At 63.2% G+C, this 16,847-nt stretch carries 17 protein-coding genes; 12 read left to right on the forward strand and 5 right to left on the reverse strand.

What is annotated here, in order from left to right; all coding sequences use genetic code 11:
- Window positions 1-43 precede the first annotated feature (43 nt).
- Both JQK88_RS09280 and JQK88_RS09285 read left to right on the forward strand, forming a co-directional pair.
- Window positions 44-832, forward strand: a complete 789-nt coding sequence (locus JQK88_RS09280; RefSeq protein ID WP_192259012.1) for a GGDEF domain-containing protein — start codon at window positions 44-46, stop codon at window positions 830-832.
- Window positions 833-1,059: 227 nt separating this feature from the next.
- Window positions 1,060-1,911, forward strand: coding sequence for a sterol desaturase family protein (locus JQK88_RS09285; protein ID WP_203278125.1), 852 nt, complete (start codon window positions 1,060-1,062; stop codon window positions 1,909-1,911).
- 31 nt (window positions 1,912-1,942) lie between these two features.
- Here JQK88_RS09285 and JQK88_RS09290 read toward each other — a convergent pair whose 3' ends face one another.
- The 3 genes from JQK88_RS09290 to JQK88_RS09300 all read right to left on the reverse strand — a co-directional run bounded on the left by JQK88_RS09290 (window position 1,943) and on the right by JQK88_RS09300 (window position 4,748).
- Window positions 1,943-2,245 (reverse strand): DUF982 domain-containing protein, encoded by a 303-nt coding sequence (locus JQK88_RS09290; RefSeq protein WP_203278126.1) that lies wholly within the window; start codon window positions 2,243-2,245, stop codon window positions 1,943-1,945.
- Between the two features lie 167 nt (window positions 2,246-2,412).
- A complete protein-coding gene (locus JQK88_RS09295; RefSeq protein ID WP_203278127.1) occupies window positions 2,413-4,494 on the reverse strand; it encodes an ATP-dependent helicase in 2,082 nt (693 codons plus the stop codon).
- A gap of 89 nt (window positions 4,495-4,583) precedes the next feature.
- Window positions 4,584-4,748, reverse strand: coding sequence for a hypothetical protein (locus tag JQK88_RS09300; RefSeq protein WP_203278128.1), 165 nt, complete (start codon window positions 4,746-4,748; stop codon window positions 4,584-4,586).
- Between the two features lie 140 nt (window positions 4,749-4,888).
- On the opposite strand from JQK88_RS09300, the gene JQK88_RS09305 reads away from it, so the two are divergent.
- Window positions 4,889-5,047 carry a hypothetical protein gene (locus JQK88_RS09305; RefSeq protein ID WP_203278129.1) on the forward strand — a complete coding sequence of 53 codons (159 nt, stop codon included), beginning with the start codon at window positions 4,889-4,891 and terminating at the stop codon, window positions 5,045-5,047.
- A 260-nt stretch (window positions 5,048-5,307) separates the two neighbouring features.
- The gene (locus JQK88_RS09310) at window positions 5,308-5,736 is read left to right on the forward strand and encodes a hypothetical protein (RefSeq protein WP_203278130.1); all 429 of its coding nucleotides are present in this window, start codon (window positions 5,308-5,310) and stop codon (window positions 5,734-5,736) included.
- Window positions 5,737-5,770: 34 nt separating this feature from the next.
- Here JQK88_RS09310 and JQK88_RS09315 read toward each other — a convergent pair whose 3' ends face one another.
- Entirely contained in the window at window positions 5,771-6,739 is a 969-nt protein-coding gene (locus JQK88_RS09315; protein WP_192259019.1) for a LysR substrate-binding domain-containing protein, read from the reverse strand.
- Window positions 6,740-6,850: 111 nt separating this feature from the next.
- Here JQK88_RS09315 and JQK88_RS09320 point away from each other — a divergent pair, with 111 nt between their 5' ends.
- The 6 genes from JQK88_RS09320 (at window position 6,851) to JQK88_RS09345 (ending at window position 13,816) form a co-directional block, all read left to right on the forward strand.
- On the forward strand, window positions 6,851-7,684 hold the full coding sequence (locus tag JQK88_RS09320) for a hypothetical protein (RefSeq protein WP_203278131.1): 834 nt from the start codon (window positions 6,851-6,853) through the stop codon (window positions 7,682-7,684).
- 49 nt (window positions 7,685-7,733) lie between these two features.
- Complete coding sequence (locus JQK88_RS09325; protein ID WP_203278132.1) at window positions 7,734-8,660, forward strand: DMT family transporter; 927 nt, start codon at window positions 7,734-7,736, stop codon at window positions 8,658-8,660.
- Window positions 8,653-8,871 carry a hypothetical protein gene (locus JQK88_RS09330; protein WP_203278133.1) on the forward strand — a complete coding sequence of 73 codons (219 nt, stop codon included), beginning with the start codon at window positions 8,653-8,655 and terminating at the stop codon, window positions 8,869-8,871. Before JQK88_RS09325 ends, JQK88_RS09330 begins: the two co-directional genes overlap by 8 nt.
- Window positions 8,872-9,038: 167 nt before the next feature.
- Window positions 9,039-9,485, forward strand: a complete 447-nt coding sequence (locus JQK88_RS09335; RefSeq protein WP_192259022.1) for a Ros/MucR family transcriptional regulator — start codon at window positions 9,039-9,041, stop codon at window positions 9,483-9,485.
- A gap of 134 nt (window positions 9,486-9,619) precedes the next feature.
- Entirely contained in the window at window positions 9,620-11,497 is a 1,878-nt protein-coding gene (locus tag JQK88_RS09340) for an ABC-F family ATP-binding cassette domain-containing protein (protein ID WP_203278134.1), read from the forward strand.
- A gap of 210 nt (window positions 11,498-11,707) precedes the next feature.
- Entirely contained in the window at window positions 11,708-13,816 is a 2,109-nt protein-coding gene (locus JQK88_RS09345; protein WP_203278135.1) for a molybdopterin-containing oxidoreductase family protein, read from the forward strand.
- A gap of 6 nt (window positions 13,817-13,822) precedes the next feature.
- Here JQK88_RS09345 and JQK88_RS09350 read toward each other — a convergent pair whose 3' ends face one another.
- Entirely contained in the window at window positions 13,823-14,299 is a 477-nt protein-coding gene (locus JQK88_RS09350) for an Lrp/AsnC family transcriptional regulator (protein WP_376740391.1), read from the reverse strand.
- A gap of 105 nt (window positions 14,300-14,404) precedes the next feature.
- Between JQK88_RS09350 and JQK88_RS09355 the strand changes: the two genes are divergently transcribed.
- Window positions 14,405-15,613: a diaminopropionate ammonia-lyase gene (locus tag JQK88_RS09355; RefSeq protein ID WP_192248515.1), complete on the forward strand. Its 1,209-nt coding sequence runs from the start codon at window positions 14,405-14,407 to the stop codon at window positions 15,611-15,613.
- Entirely contained in the window at window positions 15,610-16,836 is a 1,227-nt protein-coding gene (locus JQK88_RS09360) for a Zn-dependent hydrolase (protein ID WP_192248518.1), read from the forward strand. The genes JQK88_RS09355 and JQK88_RS09360 overlap by 4 nt, the downstream gene beginning before the upstream one ends.
- Window positions 16,837-16,847: the final 11 nt, after the last annotated feature.

The raw sequence follows: 16,847 nt of genomic DNA on the forward strand, positions 1-16,847 counted from the left end.
TTTGTGTTCCTACCGCAAAATGGCGGACACGGTGGAGAATGGCATGCGGATCGATCTGTCGCCCACGAGTTGGGGCAGGGTCATAGCAGTCACAGTTGTCGGCACGGCGATCTGTATCGCGGCTGCCTTCTTTGTCGATTCCTACAATTTTCCGTCGCTGTCGCCTGATGCGTTGCGCTGGGCCCAACTCACCGACCTGTTGCTGCCGCTTGTGCTGGGTGGATCGTTCTTCTCTTTCCTGATGTACAAGATGCGTCAGCTGGCCATAGCCCAGAGAGAGCTGAGCATCGTCGCGGCGACCGACAGCCTGACAGCGGTGTTCAACCGCGGCGCGTTTTCAATGCTGGTCGAAGCCTATCTCGACCAGGCGCGCAGCCAGGCAGTCGTCAACGCCGGCGCCTTGCTGATCGTCGACGCCGACCATTTCAAGACCATCAACGATCGGCTGGGTCACGATTGCGGCGATCAGGCGCTGAAGCTGATCGCCGCGACGATCAAGGCCCAGCTGCGCGGCGCCGACATTGTCGGACGCATCGGCGGCGAGGAGTTCGCCGTTTTCCTGCCCGGCGCCGACCCGTCGCAGTCCTGGCTGGTTGCCGAGGGGATCCGGCGGCGCATTCGCGAGGTCGAATTTGCCCCGGGTGGACGACCTTGTCCGCTCTCGGTGAGCATCGGCGGCGTCGCCTTCAGCGGGCCGACAACCTATGCCGACATGTTCCTGACGGCCGACCGGCACCTCTACAAGGCCAAGTCGAACGGGCGCGACCAGGTCAGTTTTGCGACAACCGGGCCGCGCGGCCTGCTGACCGGCGATCCGGCAACGTTCCATTGAGACTGAGCGATAGCGTCGGAGCAGGCCTGATCAGGCGGATCGCTGCAACGCCGACCTGACAAAGCGCAGTGGAGCTGTTACCGTCCACGATGTCGACTGCAGCAGGGCCTCATTCCTTGTCGTGAGCGTCTGAATCTGCCGGTTCACGGCGCGGCCCGTCAACAATCCGTTCATCCCTTGGCTATTAATCTCTGGCGAGCCGATCTCCGGCTGCAGCGAGGGCAGGGGTGTCCGATCTCGTAGACCTCAAGGCGGTGCTGGTCATCGCGCTTATCTTCATTCCGCTGGAGCGGCTGTTGCCGCTGCATGCGGAGCAATCATCGACGCGCCGGCATTGGCTGAACGACGTCGTCTACCTGCTGTTCAACGGCATTATCATCAAGATCGGCCTGCTCATCGTGATCGGCACAGCCATGCTGGTGCTCCACCAGTTTGTTCCGGCCGGGCTTACGCAGGCGGTGCAGTCGCAACCGGTCTGGCTGCAGGCGGTGGAGGTTCTGGTGCTGGCCGATACCGGCTTCTACCTGGCGCATCGCGCCTTTCACGCCGTCCCGTTCCTGTGGCGCTTCCATTCGATCCACCACAGCATCGAGGAGATGGATTGGCTGGCCGCGCACCGCGTCCATCCTGTCGACCAGATCCTCACAAAATCGGCCTCGTTCGTGCCGGTTTTCGCGCTCGATTTTTCGAGCACCGCCATACTGATCTTCACACTGATCTATCAGTGGCAGTCGCTGTTCATCCATTCCAACACGCGTATCAAGGTCGGACCGTTGAAATGGCTTCTGGCGTCACCGCAGTTTCATCATTGGCATCATGCCAATGAGCGTGAAGCCTGGGACAGGAATTTCGCCGGGCAGCTGCCTTTGCTCGACATGCTGGGAGGCACGTTGTTCATGCCCGACAGGATGCCGCAGAAATACGGCACCGATGATCCGGTCCCGCCGCTCTATCATCAGCAGCTTGCCTATCCCTTTGTCGGCAACGCCGATCAACTCTTTGTCGGCAGCACCGAACAGCTCGCGCAAGCTGCAAGGCTGGCCCAAGCCTCACCGACGTCGGCCGGCAAGTCCGATTGATCTTTTCGGCAGCCAGGTTTGATCCGCCGTCTCAGGCAGCGTAGCCGCCATAGCCACGCGCCACCGGCTTGACCGAGATGATCGGCTGGACAGGTGGCCAGAGGATGCCGGCCGTCACCGCAAAGGTGATCAGCGCATCGCGCGCGGCCTCAGTCGAGATTTCGCCGGCGCGTGCCGCCTCGCAGGCCCTCACCGCGGCGCCATAGCTCAAGCGCCGGCGCGACGGCGGAAATTCGGTCAGGAAATCATGCATTTCGGACAGCGAAGCAAGCATGCGTTTGTGGCCGGCGCCAACGGTGACGGCAACCGGGGTGAAGAATATCGCGTCGTGCATTCTGGCCTCTCTGGATGGGCGGAAGGGCGACGGTAGCCGCTCTCCGATCAAGGGTTGGACGCCGAAAAACGCGGCTGGCGGCCCGAGGTTCCCTGAGAGATGCCATGACAGGGAGATTTGCTTTTTGAGGTCGCTCCCCGGTCGGCATCCGCGGCTGCGGCCGGCGGCTATTTCCACATGCCGCGCATGCGGGCGCCAAGGTCGACCCTGACTTCAGGTCTGTGGCGCGGATCGTCCTTTGCGTGGACGCTCGCCCACGAGGTCTGCTCGAAGGCGCCGAGGATCGAGGCCGGGATGAAGCGGCTGCGTGAGGCATAAACGTTGCGGTCGCCGCGCGCCGGCTGGTTGTGCGGATAAAAGCGCTGCGGCGTCACCAGGTGCAGGCCGTCCTTGGCCCGCGTCATTGCGACGTAAAGCAGCCGGCGCTCCTCCTCGATGTCTTCCTTTGTGCCGACGCCGAGATCGGCCGGGATGCAGCCATCGACGGTGTTGAGCACGAAGACGTTCTTCCATTCCTGGCCCTTGGCCGAATGGATGGTCGACAAGATCAGATAGTCCTCGTCGCGATGCGGCAGGCCGGCCTGGTCGCTGGTCGCATCCGGTGGATCAAGCGTCAGTTCGGTCAGGAAGCGCTCGCGCGAGGCGTAGCCGGAGGCGATTTGCTCGAGCTGCATGAGGTCGGCTCGCCGCGTCGTTGCATCCTCATGCATGCGCTCAAGATGCGGCTCGTACCACAGCCTGACCTGTTCGAGATCGGCCGGCCATTTGCCTGACCTGGCGCGCAGGCCGGAAAACAGGGAAACGAAAGCTGGCCAGTCCTCCGCAGCGCGTTGCGGCGGCCGGTAGCGGGCCAGCCCCATCGCTTCATCGAGCGATGTCGCCATGGTCTCGACGACGGCGCTGGCCGCCGAAGGGCCGATGCCAGGCAGAAGCTGCAGCACGCGAAAGCCAGCGACACGGTCGCGCGGGTTCTCGGCAAAGCGCAGCACCGCCAGCACGTCCTTGACGTGGGCAGCGTCGAGGAATTTCAGCCCGCCGAACTTGACGAACGGGATGTTGCGGCGCGTCAGCTCGATCTCCAGCGGCCCGCTGTGATGCGAGGCGCGAAACAGCACCGCTTGCGATTTGAGCACCGTGCCGGCCTCGCGCTCGGCAAGGATCGCCTGGCAGACATAATTTGCCTGTTCGGCCTCGTCGCGCACGCTGACCAGTTTCGGCTTTTGCGAGGATTTGCGCTCCGACCACAGATTCTTGGTGAAGCGCTCCGACGCCTCGGAAATCACCGCATTGGCCGCCGCCAAAATGGTCTCGGTCGAGCGGTAGTTGCGCTCGAGCATGATGACGTCTGCGGCTCGCGCGAATTGCTGGGGGAAATCCAGGATGTTGCGCACCTCAGCGGCGCGGAACGAATAGATCGACTGCGCGTCGTCGCCGACCACCGTCAGTCCGGCGCCGTCCGGCTTCAGCGCTGAAAGGATCGAGGCCTGCAGCCGGTTGGTGTCCTGGTATTCGTCGACCAGCACATGATCAAAACGGGAAGAAAGATGCGTGGCGATTTCAGGCTCAACCGCCATCTGCGCCCAGTAGAGCAGGAGGTCGTCGTAATCGAGCACGTTCTGCGCCTGCTTGGCCTCGACATATCCGGCGAACAGCTTTTTTAGCTGTTCGGCCCACCCCGAGCACCAGGGAAACGCCGCGCCCAGCACCTCGCCGAGCGGCGCCTGCGCGTTGACAGTGCGCGAATAGATCGCCAGGCACGTGCCCTTGGTCGGAAAACGGCTTTCGGTCTTGGAAAAGCCGAACTCATGTCGGGCAAGATTCATCAGGTCGGCGGAATCCTCCCGGTCGTGGATGGTAAAGGCCGGATCGAGGCCGATCGTCAGCGCATAGTCGCGCAGCAACCGGGCGCCGATGCCGTGAAACGTGCCCGCCCAGGCCAGCGCGTCGGCGATGACGGACGCGTCGCGGCCCAGCACCTCGCCGGCAATGCGTTCGACCCGCCTGGCCATTTCGGTGGCGGCGCGGCGCGAGAACGTCATCAGCAGGATGCGCCTCGGATCGGCGCCCTTGACGATCAAGTGCGCAACCCGGTGGGCCAGCGTGTTGGTCTTGCCGGAGCCGGCGCCCGCGATCACCAGCAACGGTCCCGCGATCTGGCCATCGCCATGTTCGACGGCCAGCCGCTGCTCGGCGTTGAGCTTGGCGAGATAGGCGGGCTGCAGGGTCGAATCATTGATGGCGATGGTCATCGCCCATCAAGCATCGTTTCTGCTTTGTTCGCAACGGGCTAGCGCAGCCCGGCCTCTACCGGGCCTTTATCCCTGTGGGGATGGCTGGCCTACCTCCGCGGAGCGACTCCCATTGCCGCCGACTGGCGTCGCAAGGTGCGTTCATCGCCGGGCATCGGCAGCGGATCGAAATCGTCAGGCACCTCGTCGATGACTTTTCTGACGGCACGATAGGCCGCATAGGCGACAAGGCCGGTTATGAGCAGACGGATCATGGCGCGATCTCCTTCGGGCAACCAACCCCGGGGGGCGGCATTTGGTTCCAGCCGGCGGGAGGCGTCGCCTGCGGGCGTGCAACCAAAGCCGAACCACCTCGTTGCCTTTACGAAGGAGAGGGCAGACCCAGGAGGATGCCATGAAGAGGCTTCTGATTCTGTTTGCCGCAGGCCTGGCGCTCGCGGCCTGCGACAGCGACATCCAGCCAACCAAAGCCCCGGTGCTCGATCAAACGCCGCAGACGGATTCGGCGCCAAAGCCGGCAACTGGTGGCGAACAACCGTCACCGGCGCAATAATCGTCTCAAAATAGGGTGAAGCGAAACGGCGCCTGAGTGAAGAAGGCCGGCGCTGCTCGGGAGGAAGCTGAAAGCGCCGGCCAAGCGGGAAAACAGGCCCGCCGCACGACCGAAGATAGCTGAGTCTTTCCTCTGCGTCATGAGGTGGCCCGCATTGACCTGCCTCATGACGGCGCTCCTGCACAAAATCAGCAGAAAACCCTGAAATCCTGCAGCATCTCGCCACGGCTGGTCCGCTATGCACCGGTACAGCCGGAAAGATGAAAAAGCTTCTGCCCGGTGCCCTCATATTCGCCTCGATCACAATCGCGGCGCTGGTCTTGTGGACCGTGGTCTACAACCATTGGGAACGGCTGAGCGACCGTCAGCTGATCGCGATAGCGGTTGCCGATGCTGTAAAATCTGCACATGGCCCGATCAAATACAGTTCCGCTGACGAACTGATGAGGCTCAATCCGGGATGCTGCATTGTCCGGCATTCGGGCCATGAATGGTTGGGGTTCCCGGCGAGGCTGTACGAGGACGACCTCTCGGTGGTGCAGATGAGCTACATGATCGGCGGAATATCCCAGACGTATTATTTGGAAGAATTCGCAATCGACGCCGATGGCAAAATACTGGAGACCAGGGGCATTGAGGAAAATACCCGAAGCCGCTGGGAGGCAACTACGGTGACGCGCGAAAGATAGCAGCGCTGGGCAAGAACTCTCAGTAGGAGCGACCTCAGGCCATAGCCTGCCGCAGCACCGGGCCGCTGGCGATCTCGGCGTCCAGCTGGCACTGCGTCAGCGCCGCCTCGGCCATGATCCACTGCTTGAACAGTTCCACTTTGCGCGCATAGGGCGCGGTGACCGGGCTGACGAAATACCAGCCGGCGGTGTTGGGGTGATGTACGGCAAACGGCGCCACCAGCCGCTCGGCGCGGATGTCACTGGCCATATAGGCGCGGTTGGCGACTGCAAAGCCCATTCCGGCATTGGCCGCCTCATAGGACATCATGCAGGAATCGAAATAGATGCTCTTGGCCTCGCCGAGTACCGAACTCGCGCCGGCAAAACCCAGCCACGACTGCCAGTTCTGCGTGCAGGTGTCGGAATGCAGCAGCGTAAAATGCCTGAGGTCGTCCGGCGTCACCTTTGACACCGGCTTGCCGCCGAGAATCTCCTGGAACAGCTTCCTGCTGCATACCGGCGTCAAATCCTCCTTGAACAAGAGGTCCGCCGCCAGGTCCGGAAAGTTCCCGTCTCCATAGCGGATCTCAAGGTCGAACTCGGAAGTGGCGAACTCATTGGTGGCGTAGGAGGTCGAGACGCGCATCTCGATTTCGGGATATTGCCGCTGGAACAGCGGCAGCCGCGGAAACAGCCAACGCGCGGCGAAAGTCGGCAGCACCGAAATCTTCAGCACATGCGCCTGCGACTGTCCGGTCGCTTCCATGCTGGCCGCCACGATCCGCTCCAATGCCTCGCGAACGCGCGACACATAGGTCTCGCCCTCGGGCGTCAGCGAAACGGCATTGCCGCCACGCTGGAAGATCTTGAAGCGCAGCTGATCCTCGAGGCTCTTGACGCGCTGGCTGACCGCGGAGGCAGTAATGAACTGCTCTTCGCCGGCGCGCGTAAAGTTACGGTGCCGGGCGGCACTTTCGACAATCTTCAGCGAATTGAGGTTGACCTGACTGAGCAGACGCACGTGTTTCGACCTTAAGCTGGGCTTACACTAGCACCAGCATTCCTAATTTTACAGGGGTGGGGAAATTAATCGACTGTTTACCAAGTGATGCCCCCACCCTGGAGAAGTAGAATGAACGCCCATACCATTCCCGATTTGCGCTATGCGATGAGCCGTGAAGCCATTATCGGTCACGAAACAGCCTGGAAAGTGTCGAGTTTTGGCGTTGCGCAGTATCTGCACGGCTACGACCCGGCGTTGCTGGCGGCGATCGAGGAGGCGGCGTTGAAGCTCAAGGCCAGCCACGCCGTGCACAAGCATCTCGATCTGACCTTCATCACCGGCGCCGATCGCTTCATTCCGGAGATCAAGGAACTGCTGCATGACAAGCTGCGCCTGGAGCGTCTGTCCGACATGATGGGCACCAAGCTCGAGCCTTACCCGCTGTCGATCGTCGGCTCGACCGTCACCTTTATGAATCCCAAGGATGGCGCCGTCGATTGGCATTGCGACGGTGTTCCGGTCACCGAACTCATTCCGCTGTCGATCAGCAATCCGCTAGTTGGCGGCCATCTCGAAATCTACTGCGACGATTCCGAGACCGGCCGCGCCATCCTCGAATCCGGCCGCGAAATCCCGCGCAACCGTATCATGCGCATCGACCACAAGATGAACTACGCGACGCTCGGGCAGTTTCTCGGCGTTCTGCACCGGACGGCACCGATCCAGTTCGGTGACCGCGTCACGCTGGTGCTCAACCAGCGCTCGGTGGCCAAGCCCTATGTCGATGACAACCGCATGTTCTATCTCGCAGCCGACAATGATCATGATCGCGAATGGGTCAACGAGCTGGCCGAAGACGTCTGGACAAACCAGTTGCCGGCCTATCGCCGCTTCGAGGAAGAGCGTTCGGTTGCGGCGGCGACCGATGCGCCGTTCCCGGGCGGCTCAAGGGAATCATGGTAGCCAGTGTATAGAAGTGGACACCGGTTTGACCGTCGGTTCGGAAGAAATCATGGTCGGCGACAGGGACAGGGCGCCGTCCCGGCCTTCCCGGGACGGGTCGGGCTCGCCCTCGGCCCTGGTCTTCGCCGCCGGCGCGGTCGCCCTTTGGTCGACCAACGCGCTGGTCGGCAAATCCCTGCTGGCCAGCCATCCGGTGTCGCTGGTTCAGTTGCTGCAGTTTTGCGGAGCGGCGCTGGTGTTCGCCGTTATCCATTTGGCGAGCCGCAAGAACGCGACGCCGGAAAACGCAGCCACAGGCGCCCGGGCGGTCGCGGTCGGCATCATCGGCCTGGTCGGCACCATGGTGCTGCAATACATCGCCTTTGCCTCCATGCCGGTGATCGAGGCCAATCTCGTTGCCTACACCTGGCCGCTGATGGTTGCGGCGGCGGTCATCGTGCTGGCCAAGCCGCAGCGCCCTGTGCTTCTCGGCTTGACTGCCGTGCTCGGCTTTGTCGGCGTGGCGCTGGTGATCTCGGGTGGTCGCGGCCAGCCATTTCTCCAGGGCAGTATCGTCGGCTATCTCGCCGCCTTCGGCTCGGCGCTGTGCATGGCGTTCTATTCGATCGCGGTCGCTCGCCTGGCCATTCCGTCGGAACGTTTGCTTTTGCCTTCGGCACTGGTCGGCGTCGGCCTGACCTTGCTGTGGTGTGTTCACGACGGCACGGCCTGGCCAACTGGCGCGGACCTCCTGCTTGGCCTCTATCTCGGCGCCGGTCCGATGGGGCTGGGCTATTATTTCTGGTCACGCGCCTTGAAGCTCGAAGGCGGCGGCAAGGTTGCGATTGTCGCCTATCTGACGCCGATCGCCTCGACGCTGCTGCTGACGCTGTCTGGTGAAAGGCTGACGCTGACCGCGATAGCCGGTGCGGTCCTCGTCATCGGTAGTTGCATTGCGGTGGGCATAGAACGCTCGGAGGCTGAAAACCATGCTTGACGACGATGAACGCCTCGCCAGACAGGAAGCATGCTGGCTGATCAAGGAGTTCGGCGCCGAGGCGCCGCTCTATGCCGCGATGAAAGCCGAAAAGGCGATCGAGCAAAAAGACTTCGGGCGGTGCGCCCGCTGGAAACGTATTCTAGAGATATTGGCCGACTCCGGACCCGTCAGTTCCGCAACGGCGAAATCAGCTGCTTCGAAGTATTAGATTTTCTAATTTGCAACGTTGCAACCTGATGTGGAAATATCCTCCTGCACCGATTCTTGATGATTTACTGACGCTTAACGACCCGCTGGGGGGGCTGTTAAGTGGATACATCGAGAACACTCTTCAAAAAAAGCCGGCAACTGCATCACCGGCGGGAGAAAAACAAATTGCAAACTCTCGACAATAAGACTGCTATTGAACTGACCGCCGACATTGTATCGGCCTATGTCGGCAACAATCCACTGCCAGCTTCTAGTCTACCGGACTTGATCGCAAGCGTCAGCGCTTCGGTTCGTAAGTTGGGCAGTGCCGCCGCCGTGGAGAGCCCTGTGCTTAACCCGGCCGTCAATCCGAAGCGTTCGGTGTTTCCCGACCACATCGTCTGCCTCGAGGACGGCAAGAAATTCAAGTCGCTGAAGCGCCACTTGATGACCGATCATGGCCTCAGCCCGGACGGGTATCGCACCAAATGGAGCTTGCCGCCGGACTATCCGATGGTGGCGCCGAACTATTCCGCGACCCGTTCGGCATTGGCCAAATCCTCGGGCCTCGGCCGCAAGCCGGCCACGCCTGCGGCTGCAGCCAAGGTGACGAAGCGCAAGACGAAGGCCTGACCTAGGTCGTCTCTGAAAGTTAGCAGTTTGCAGTCATGGACGGCGCGCTTCAGGCGCGCCGTTTTCATGCCTTATGCCCCCGCCGGCCCTCCAAGCCCTTGCGAAGCGCCGCCCTCCCGTGCAAAAGCCCCGGCATGCTTATCATCAACGACCTTTCGCTCCGCATGGCCGGACGCTTGCTTCTCGACCATGCCTCGCTGACCTTGCCGGCCGGCACCAAGGCCGGCCTCGTCGGCCGCAACGGCACCGGCAAGACGACCTTGTTCAAGGCCATCACCGGTGACTTCCCCTCCGAGACCGGCTCGATCAGCCTGCCCAAAAACACCCGCATCGGCCAGGTGGCGCAGGAAGCGCCGGGCACCGAGGATCCGCTGATCGAGATCGTGCTGAAGGCCGACCTCGAGCGCAGCGCATTGCTCGAGGAAGAAAAGACCGCCACCGACGCGCACCGCATCGCCGACATCCACATGCGGCTGGCCGACATCGACGCGCATTCGGCGGAATCCCGTGCCGCGACCATCCTGGCCGGCCTGGGCTTCAACGATGCTGCACAGCGCCAACCGGCTTCATCCTTCTCCGGCGGCTGGCGTATGCGCGTGGCGCTCGCCGCGGTGCTGTTTGCCGAGCCCGACCTTCTGCTGCTCGACGAGCCGACCAACTATCTCGATCTTGAAGGCACGTTGTGGCTGGAAAACTATGTGTCGAAGTATCCGCACACGGTGCTTCTGATCTCGCATGATCGCGACCTGCTTAACCGCGCCGTCAATTCCATCGTCCATCTCGACCAGAAGAAGCTGACCTTCTGGCGCGGCGGCTACGACCAGTTCGAGCGCCAGTACACCGAGCAGAAGGAGTTGCAGGAGAAGGGCCGCGTCAAGCAGGAAGCCGCGCGCAAGCACATGGAATCCTTCGTCGAGCGCTTCCGCGCCAAGGCTTCCAAGGCGAGGCAGGCGCAGTCGCGCATCAAGGCGCTGGAGAAGATGAAGCCGATCGCCGCGATCGTGAACGACACAGTGCGGCCGTTCTCTTTCCCCGAGCCGGTGAAGACGGTGGCGTCGCCGATCGTGGCGCTGAACAACGTCAATGTCGGCTACACCGAAGGCCAGCCGATCCTGAAGAAGATGACGCTGCGCATCGACGCCGACGACCGCATCGCGCTGCTCGGCGCCAATGGTAACGGCAAGTCGACCTTCGCCAAGCTTTTGTCGGGCCGGCTGAAGCAGGAAACCGGCACCATGACGGTTGCGCCCGGGCTGAAAGTGGCGATCTTCGCCCAGCATCAGCTCGACGATCTCAGGCCGGAGGAAAACGCCTACGAGCATGTCCGCCGGCTGATGCCGGAAGCACCGGAATCCAAGGTGCGCGGCCGCGTCGCCCAGTTCGGTCTCACCACCGAAAAGATGAACACGGCGGCCAAGGACCTGTCCGGCGGCGAGAAGGCGCGGCTCCTGATGGGCCTGTCGGCTTTCGAGGGGCCGAACCTGTTCATCCTCGACGAGCCGACCAACCATCTCGACATCGACAGCCGTGAATCCTTGATCCATGCGCTGAACGAGTTTCCCGGCGCCGTCATCCTGATCTCGCACGACCGGCATCTGCTGGAAGCCACCGCCGACCGGCTGTGGCTGGTCAAGGACGGCGCGGTCAATCCGTATGACGGCGACCTGGAGGACTACAAGACGCTGGTCACCGGCGTGTCCGGCGACCGCCGCGGCAAGCGCGAGGCGGAGAAGGCATCAAAAGCCGATCGCCGCCGCGATGCGGCGGCGCGCCGCGCCACCTTCGAGCCGCTGGCCAAGGAAATCCGCGCCACCGAGGCGCTGATGGACCGTATCCGCAAGCGCATCGACCTGATCGAGGACGAACTCGCCAACCCGGCCGTCTATGAGAAGGATCCGTCGACGGCGACCCGGCTGGCCAAGGAACGCTCGCAACTGGCCCAGCAGCTTGCCGGCCACGAGGAAAAGTGGCTGACCATGTCGGCCGAGTATGAGGAAGGCACGGCGGAGTAGGGCAGTTCTTCCCTTCTCCCCCTGTGGGAGAAGGTGGCCGCGAAGCGGCCGGATGAGGGGTGTTCCAGGAAACGCCAACGTCTCACTCCGCTGGAACACCCCTCAACCGTCTCGGCGCTATCGCGCCGATCCACCTTCTCCCACAGGGGGAGAAGGAAGAGGCGCCATCTGGCCCTACACGCCGCGTCCGGAACCGGCTAAGCGGGCGCCATGAACCAGCACGCCAAGCTCCGCATCGGCCATTCGGCCTGTCCTCATGATTGCCCGTCGACCTGTGCGCTCGAGGTCGAACTGCTCGACGGCAACCGCATTGGCCGCGTCCATGGCGCCAGGTCCAACACCTATACTGCCGGCGTCGTCTGCGCCAAGGTCGCGCGCTATGCCGACCGCGTCCACCATCCGGACCGGCTGCTGAAGCCGCTGGTGCGGGCCGGCGCCAAGGGCGACGGCCTCTGGAAGGAATCCAGCTGGGAGGCGGCGCTCGACCTCGTCGCCGAAAAATTCATCGCAGCCGAGGAAAAATACGGCTCCGAGACTGTCTGGCCCTACTACTATGCCGGCACGATGGGACTGGTGCAGCGCGACGGCATTGACCGGTTGCGCCATGCGAAAAAGTATTCCGGCTTCTTCGGCTCGATCTGCACCAATCTGGCCTGGACCGGCTGGATGATGGGGGCGGGTGCCTTGCGCGGGCCCGATCCGCGCGAAATGGCCAAATCCGACTGCGTGGTGATCTGGGGCACCAATGCCGTGGTCACGCAGGTCAATGTCATGACCCACGCCATCAAGGCGCGCAAGGAACGTTCAGCCAAGATCGTCGTCATCGACGTCTACGAGAACGCGACGATGAAGCAGGCCGATATGGGCCTTGTGCTGAAGCCGGGCACCGACGGCGCGCTGGCCTGTGCGGTCATGCATGTGCTGTTCAGGGAAGGCATGGCCGACCGCGCCTATCTCGAAAAATACACCGACGATCCCAAGGGCCTGGAAGCGCATCTGGAGACGCGCACGCCGGAATGGGCCTCCGCCATCACCGGCCTTGCCGTCGCCGAGATCGAGGCATTCGCCTGCCTCGTCGGCACGACGAAGAAAACCTATTTCCGCCTCGGCTATGGCTTTGCCCGCCAGCGCAACGGCTCGGTCAACATGCACGCGGCGTCCTGTATCGCCGCCGTCACCGGCGCCTGGCAATATGAGGGCGGCGGCGCCTTCCATTCCAACTCCGGCATCTTCAAGCTCAACCAGGATGTGCTGGAAGGCACCGCGATGCGCGATCCCAACATCCGCTATCTCGATCAGTCGCGCACTGGCCCGGTGCTGACCGGTGCGGCGGACGCACTCTATGGCGGCCCGCCGGTGACGGCGATGCTGATCCAGAACACCAATCCGGTGAATGTCGCGCCCGAGCAGCGACTGGTGAAGCAGGGTTTCCTGCGCGACGATTTGTTCACCTGCGTGCACGAGCAGTTCATGACCGACACCGCAAAACTTGCCGACGTCGTGCTGCCGGCAACGATGTTCCTCGAGCATGACGATGTCTACAAGGGCGGCGGCAACCAGCACATCACGCTCGGCCCCAAGCTGATCGAGCCGCCGGAAGGGCCGCGCACCAACCATTTCGTCATCGAGCAACTGGCCGAGCGCCTCGGCGTTGCCGACCGCCCGGGCTTCGGCCTGACCGAGCAGCAGCATATCGACATCATCCTGGGCAAGCGCGGGCTGGGCAGTTTCGCCAGCCTGAAGGAAGACAAGTGGGTCGACCTGCAGCCTGATTTCGAAGCCGCGCATTTCATCGAGGGCTTCGGTCACGCCGACAAGAAATTCCACTTCCGCGCCAACTGGAGCGGGCAGGCGGCGCCCAACCGGCCGCCGAAAAGCATGGGCCTGTTCGGGCCGGTGTCAGAACTGCCGGAATTCCCCGACCATGTCGACCTGATCGAGGTGGCGGACGCCGAGCATCCGTTCCGGCTGACGACATCGCCGGCGCGCAACTTCCTCAACTCGACCTTCTCGGAAACGCCGGTGTCGAGGGCCAAGGAGGGTCGGCCAGAGCTCCTGCTGCACCCGGACGATGCCGCTTCCCTCGGACTGGCCGATGGCGACCGTATCGAGGTCGGCAACCGGCGTGGCGAGGTGGTGCTGCACGCAAAACTGTTCGAAGGCATCAAGCGCGGCGTGGTGATCGCCGAGGGCATCTGGCCGAACAGCGCCCATGAGCGCGGCGAAGGGATCAATGTCTTGACCGGCGCCGATGCGCCTGCACCCTATGGCGGTGCGGCCTTCCACGACAACAAGGTCTGGCTGCGACCGGTCGGCTGATATCGGTTATCCCGGCAAAGGCACGGTGAGCCCGACCTTGACGCGGTCCATGGCGACGAAGGTGCGGAATTTTCGCACATTCTTGCTGTCGAAGAACAGTTTGCGCGTCAGCGCCTCATAGGCGCCCATGTCGGCCACGGTGATGACGAGGATGAAGTCGGCCTCGCCGGTGACGTAGTAGCATTGCTGCACTTCGGGCGCCGCCGAGAATTGCCGCTTGGCCGCGTCGATCAGGTCAGAGCGTTCGCTCTCCAGCTCGACCTCGACGAATATGGTGATGGGCTGGCCGACCGCCGCCGGCTCGACGACAGCGACATTGCCGGCAATCACCCCCGTTTGCTCCATGCGCTTGATGCGCCGCTGCACCGCCGGCGCCGACAGGTTGACGGCTTCGCCGATCAGCCGCTGCGGGGTGGTGTTGTCCCGCTGCAGGATGGCAAGGATAGCGAGGTCGAAACTGTCGGGTGAAGGCGATGTAGGCAAAGGCGCTGTCCCGGCGAAACAAACTTGCATTTGGAAGGTCCAATTACAGCGCTCTTTGCGCCTCTGCTGCAATATGATTTCGTCTGACCCTCAAGGAGGCCATCTGTGTTCCTGCTCAACAGCAATACCTTGCACCGCGAACCGCTCGAACCGGTCGATGCCGAAACGCTGGGGGTTGCCGGCGCAGACACGGTCGAGCGCTTTCTGGCCCATCGCGACAATCACCAGGTAACGCCGCTGCATGCCTTGCCGGCGTTGGCCGGCGAACTCGGTCTCAGCACCATCCACATCAAGAATGAAGGCCTTCGCCTCGGCCTCGGCAGCTTCAAGGCGCTGGGCGGCGCCTATGCCGTCTTCCGCCTTGTGCTGGAGGAGGCAAGCCGGTCGCTCGGACGGCCCGTCGACGTGGCTGATCTCGACCGGCCCGACATCCGGGCGATCACTGCCGGCATGACGGTGGCCTGTGCCACCGACGGCAACCACGGCCGCTCGGTTGCGCAAGGGGCGCAGCTCGTCGGCGCCAAGGCGGCAATCTTCGTTCACGCCGGCGTCAGCGAGGAGCGGATTGCGGCCATCGCCCGCTATGGCGCCGAGATGATCCGCGTCGACGGCAATTATGACGACTCGGTGAGGCAGGCCGCCGAGGTGTCCGCCGACAAGGGCTGGACGGTGGTGTCCGACACCTCCTGGCCCGGCTACGAACGCATTCCAGGTCTGGTTATGCAGGGCTATACGGCGATTGTGCGCGAAGCGTTGCACCAGTTGCCGCAGCCGCCAACCCATGTCTTCGTGCAGGCCGGTGTCGGCGGCATTGCCGCAGCGGTGGCAGGCCATCTCGCCATCGTGCTCGGCGATGCCAGGCCTACCTTTACAGTGGTCGAACCCGCCCGCGCGGCTTGCGTTGTCGCGGCCGCCCAGGCGGGTCGCGTGGTCAAGGTCGCGCACGACCGGCCAACCGTGATGGCGATGCTGGAATGCTACGAGGCCTCGGCAGTCGCCTGGCGTGTGCTGGCGCGGGTTGCCGATGCCTTCATGACGGTGGACGAGGATGAGGCCGTCGCGGTGATGCGGCTTCTCGCCCAGCCAAGTGCAGGCGATCCGGCGATCGTTTCAGGTGAAAGCGGCGGTGTCGGTCTTGCTGGGCTAATCCGGGCGGTGGCTGATCACAAGGTCGCTCTGGGGCTCGATAGCCCGTCCCGCGTGCTGCTGATCAATACCGAAGGCGCTACCGACCCGCATCGCTATGCCGAACTGGTCGGCATGACACCGGCCGATGTGCTGGCCGGCAAGATGACAGCCGAGGCAGCATCATGATGGCCATCGATGCGAAGCGCCTGCTAGGCCGCATCCGTGAACTCGGCGCCGTCGGTCGTGACAATGACGGCAGGCTGATCCGGCTCGCCGCGTCCGATACCGACAGGCAAGGCCGCGACCTCTTCGTCGGCTGGCTCAACCAGGCCGGGCTCGATGTCGCGATCGACCGGGTCGGCAATATCTTCGGCATCTGGCAAAGCCCCGACAGTGCCGGGCAGGCGCCCCTGCTGATCGGTTCGCACATCGACACCGTCATCGATGCCGGCATCTATGATGGCTGCTATGGCGTGCTTGCCGGGCTGGAGGTGATCGAGACGCTGAAGGCCTCGGGCTTTTCGCCCTCACGTCCGGTCGCGGCCGCCGCTTTCACCAATGAGGAGGGTGTGCGCTACACGCCCGACATGATGGGCTCGCTGGTCCATGCCGGTGGCGCCGGCGCGGACGCGATGTTGGCCGCCATCGGCACGGATGGCAGCGTGCTCGGCCAGGAACTCGCCCGCAACGGTTATGCCGGCGACCGCGAACCTGGCTTCCTCAAGCCGCACGCCTACCTCGAACTGCATATCGAGCAGGGGCCGGTGCTGGAGCGCGAAGGCGTGCCGATCGGCGCCGTGGAAAATCTGCAAGGCATCTCATGGCAGCGCATCACCATCGACGGCGCCGCCAACCACGCCGGCACCACGCCGATGTCGATGCGCAGCGATGCCGGCCACGCCGCCGCCCGCGTCATCACCTTCCTGCACGATCGAGCCAAGGTTTCGAACACGCCGACGGTCGTCACCGTCGGCACTATGCGCTTCGAGCCGAATGCCATCAATGTCATTCCCGGGCGCGCCGTCTTCACTATCGACCTGCGCGATCCCGATGAACAGCGCCTGCAGGCACATGAGGCGGCGCTTGCCGCATACCTCGAAGAGCTTGCTGTGGTCGAGAACGTGTCGATTTCCGCCGAGCAACTGGCCCGCTTCGAGCCGGTCCTGTTCGATATCGGCATCGTCGAACGGATCGAGGCCGCCGCGAAAAATCGCGGTCTCGGCGTCAGGCGCATGACATCGGGCGCCGGCCATGATGCCCAGATGATGGCCCGCATCGCACCGGCGGCGATGATCTTCGTGCCGAGTGCCGGCGGCATCAGCCACAGTCCGCGCGAACATACCGACGATGCCGAGCTTGTCGCCGGCGCCAACATCCTGCTTGATGTCGCCACCCAGCTTGCGAAATAGGTCGGGGAGAA

The sequence above is a fragment of the Mesorhizobium caraganae genome (genome assembly GCF_016836705.1).
GTDB classification, from domain to species: domain Bacteria; phylum Pseudomonadota; class Alphaproteobacteria; order Rhizobiales; family Rhizobiaceae; genus Mesorhizobium; species Mesorhizobium caraganae.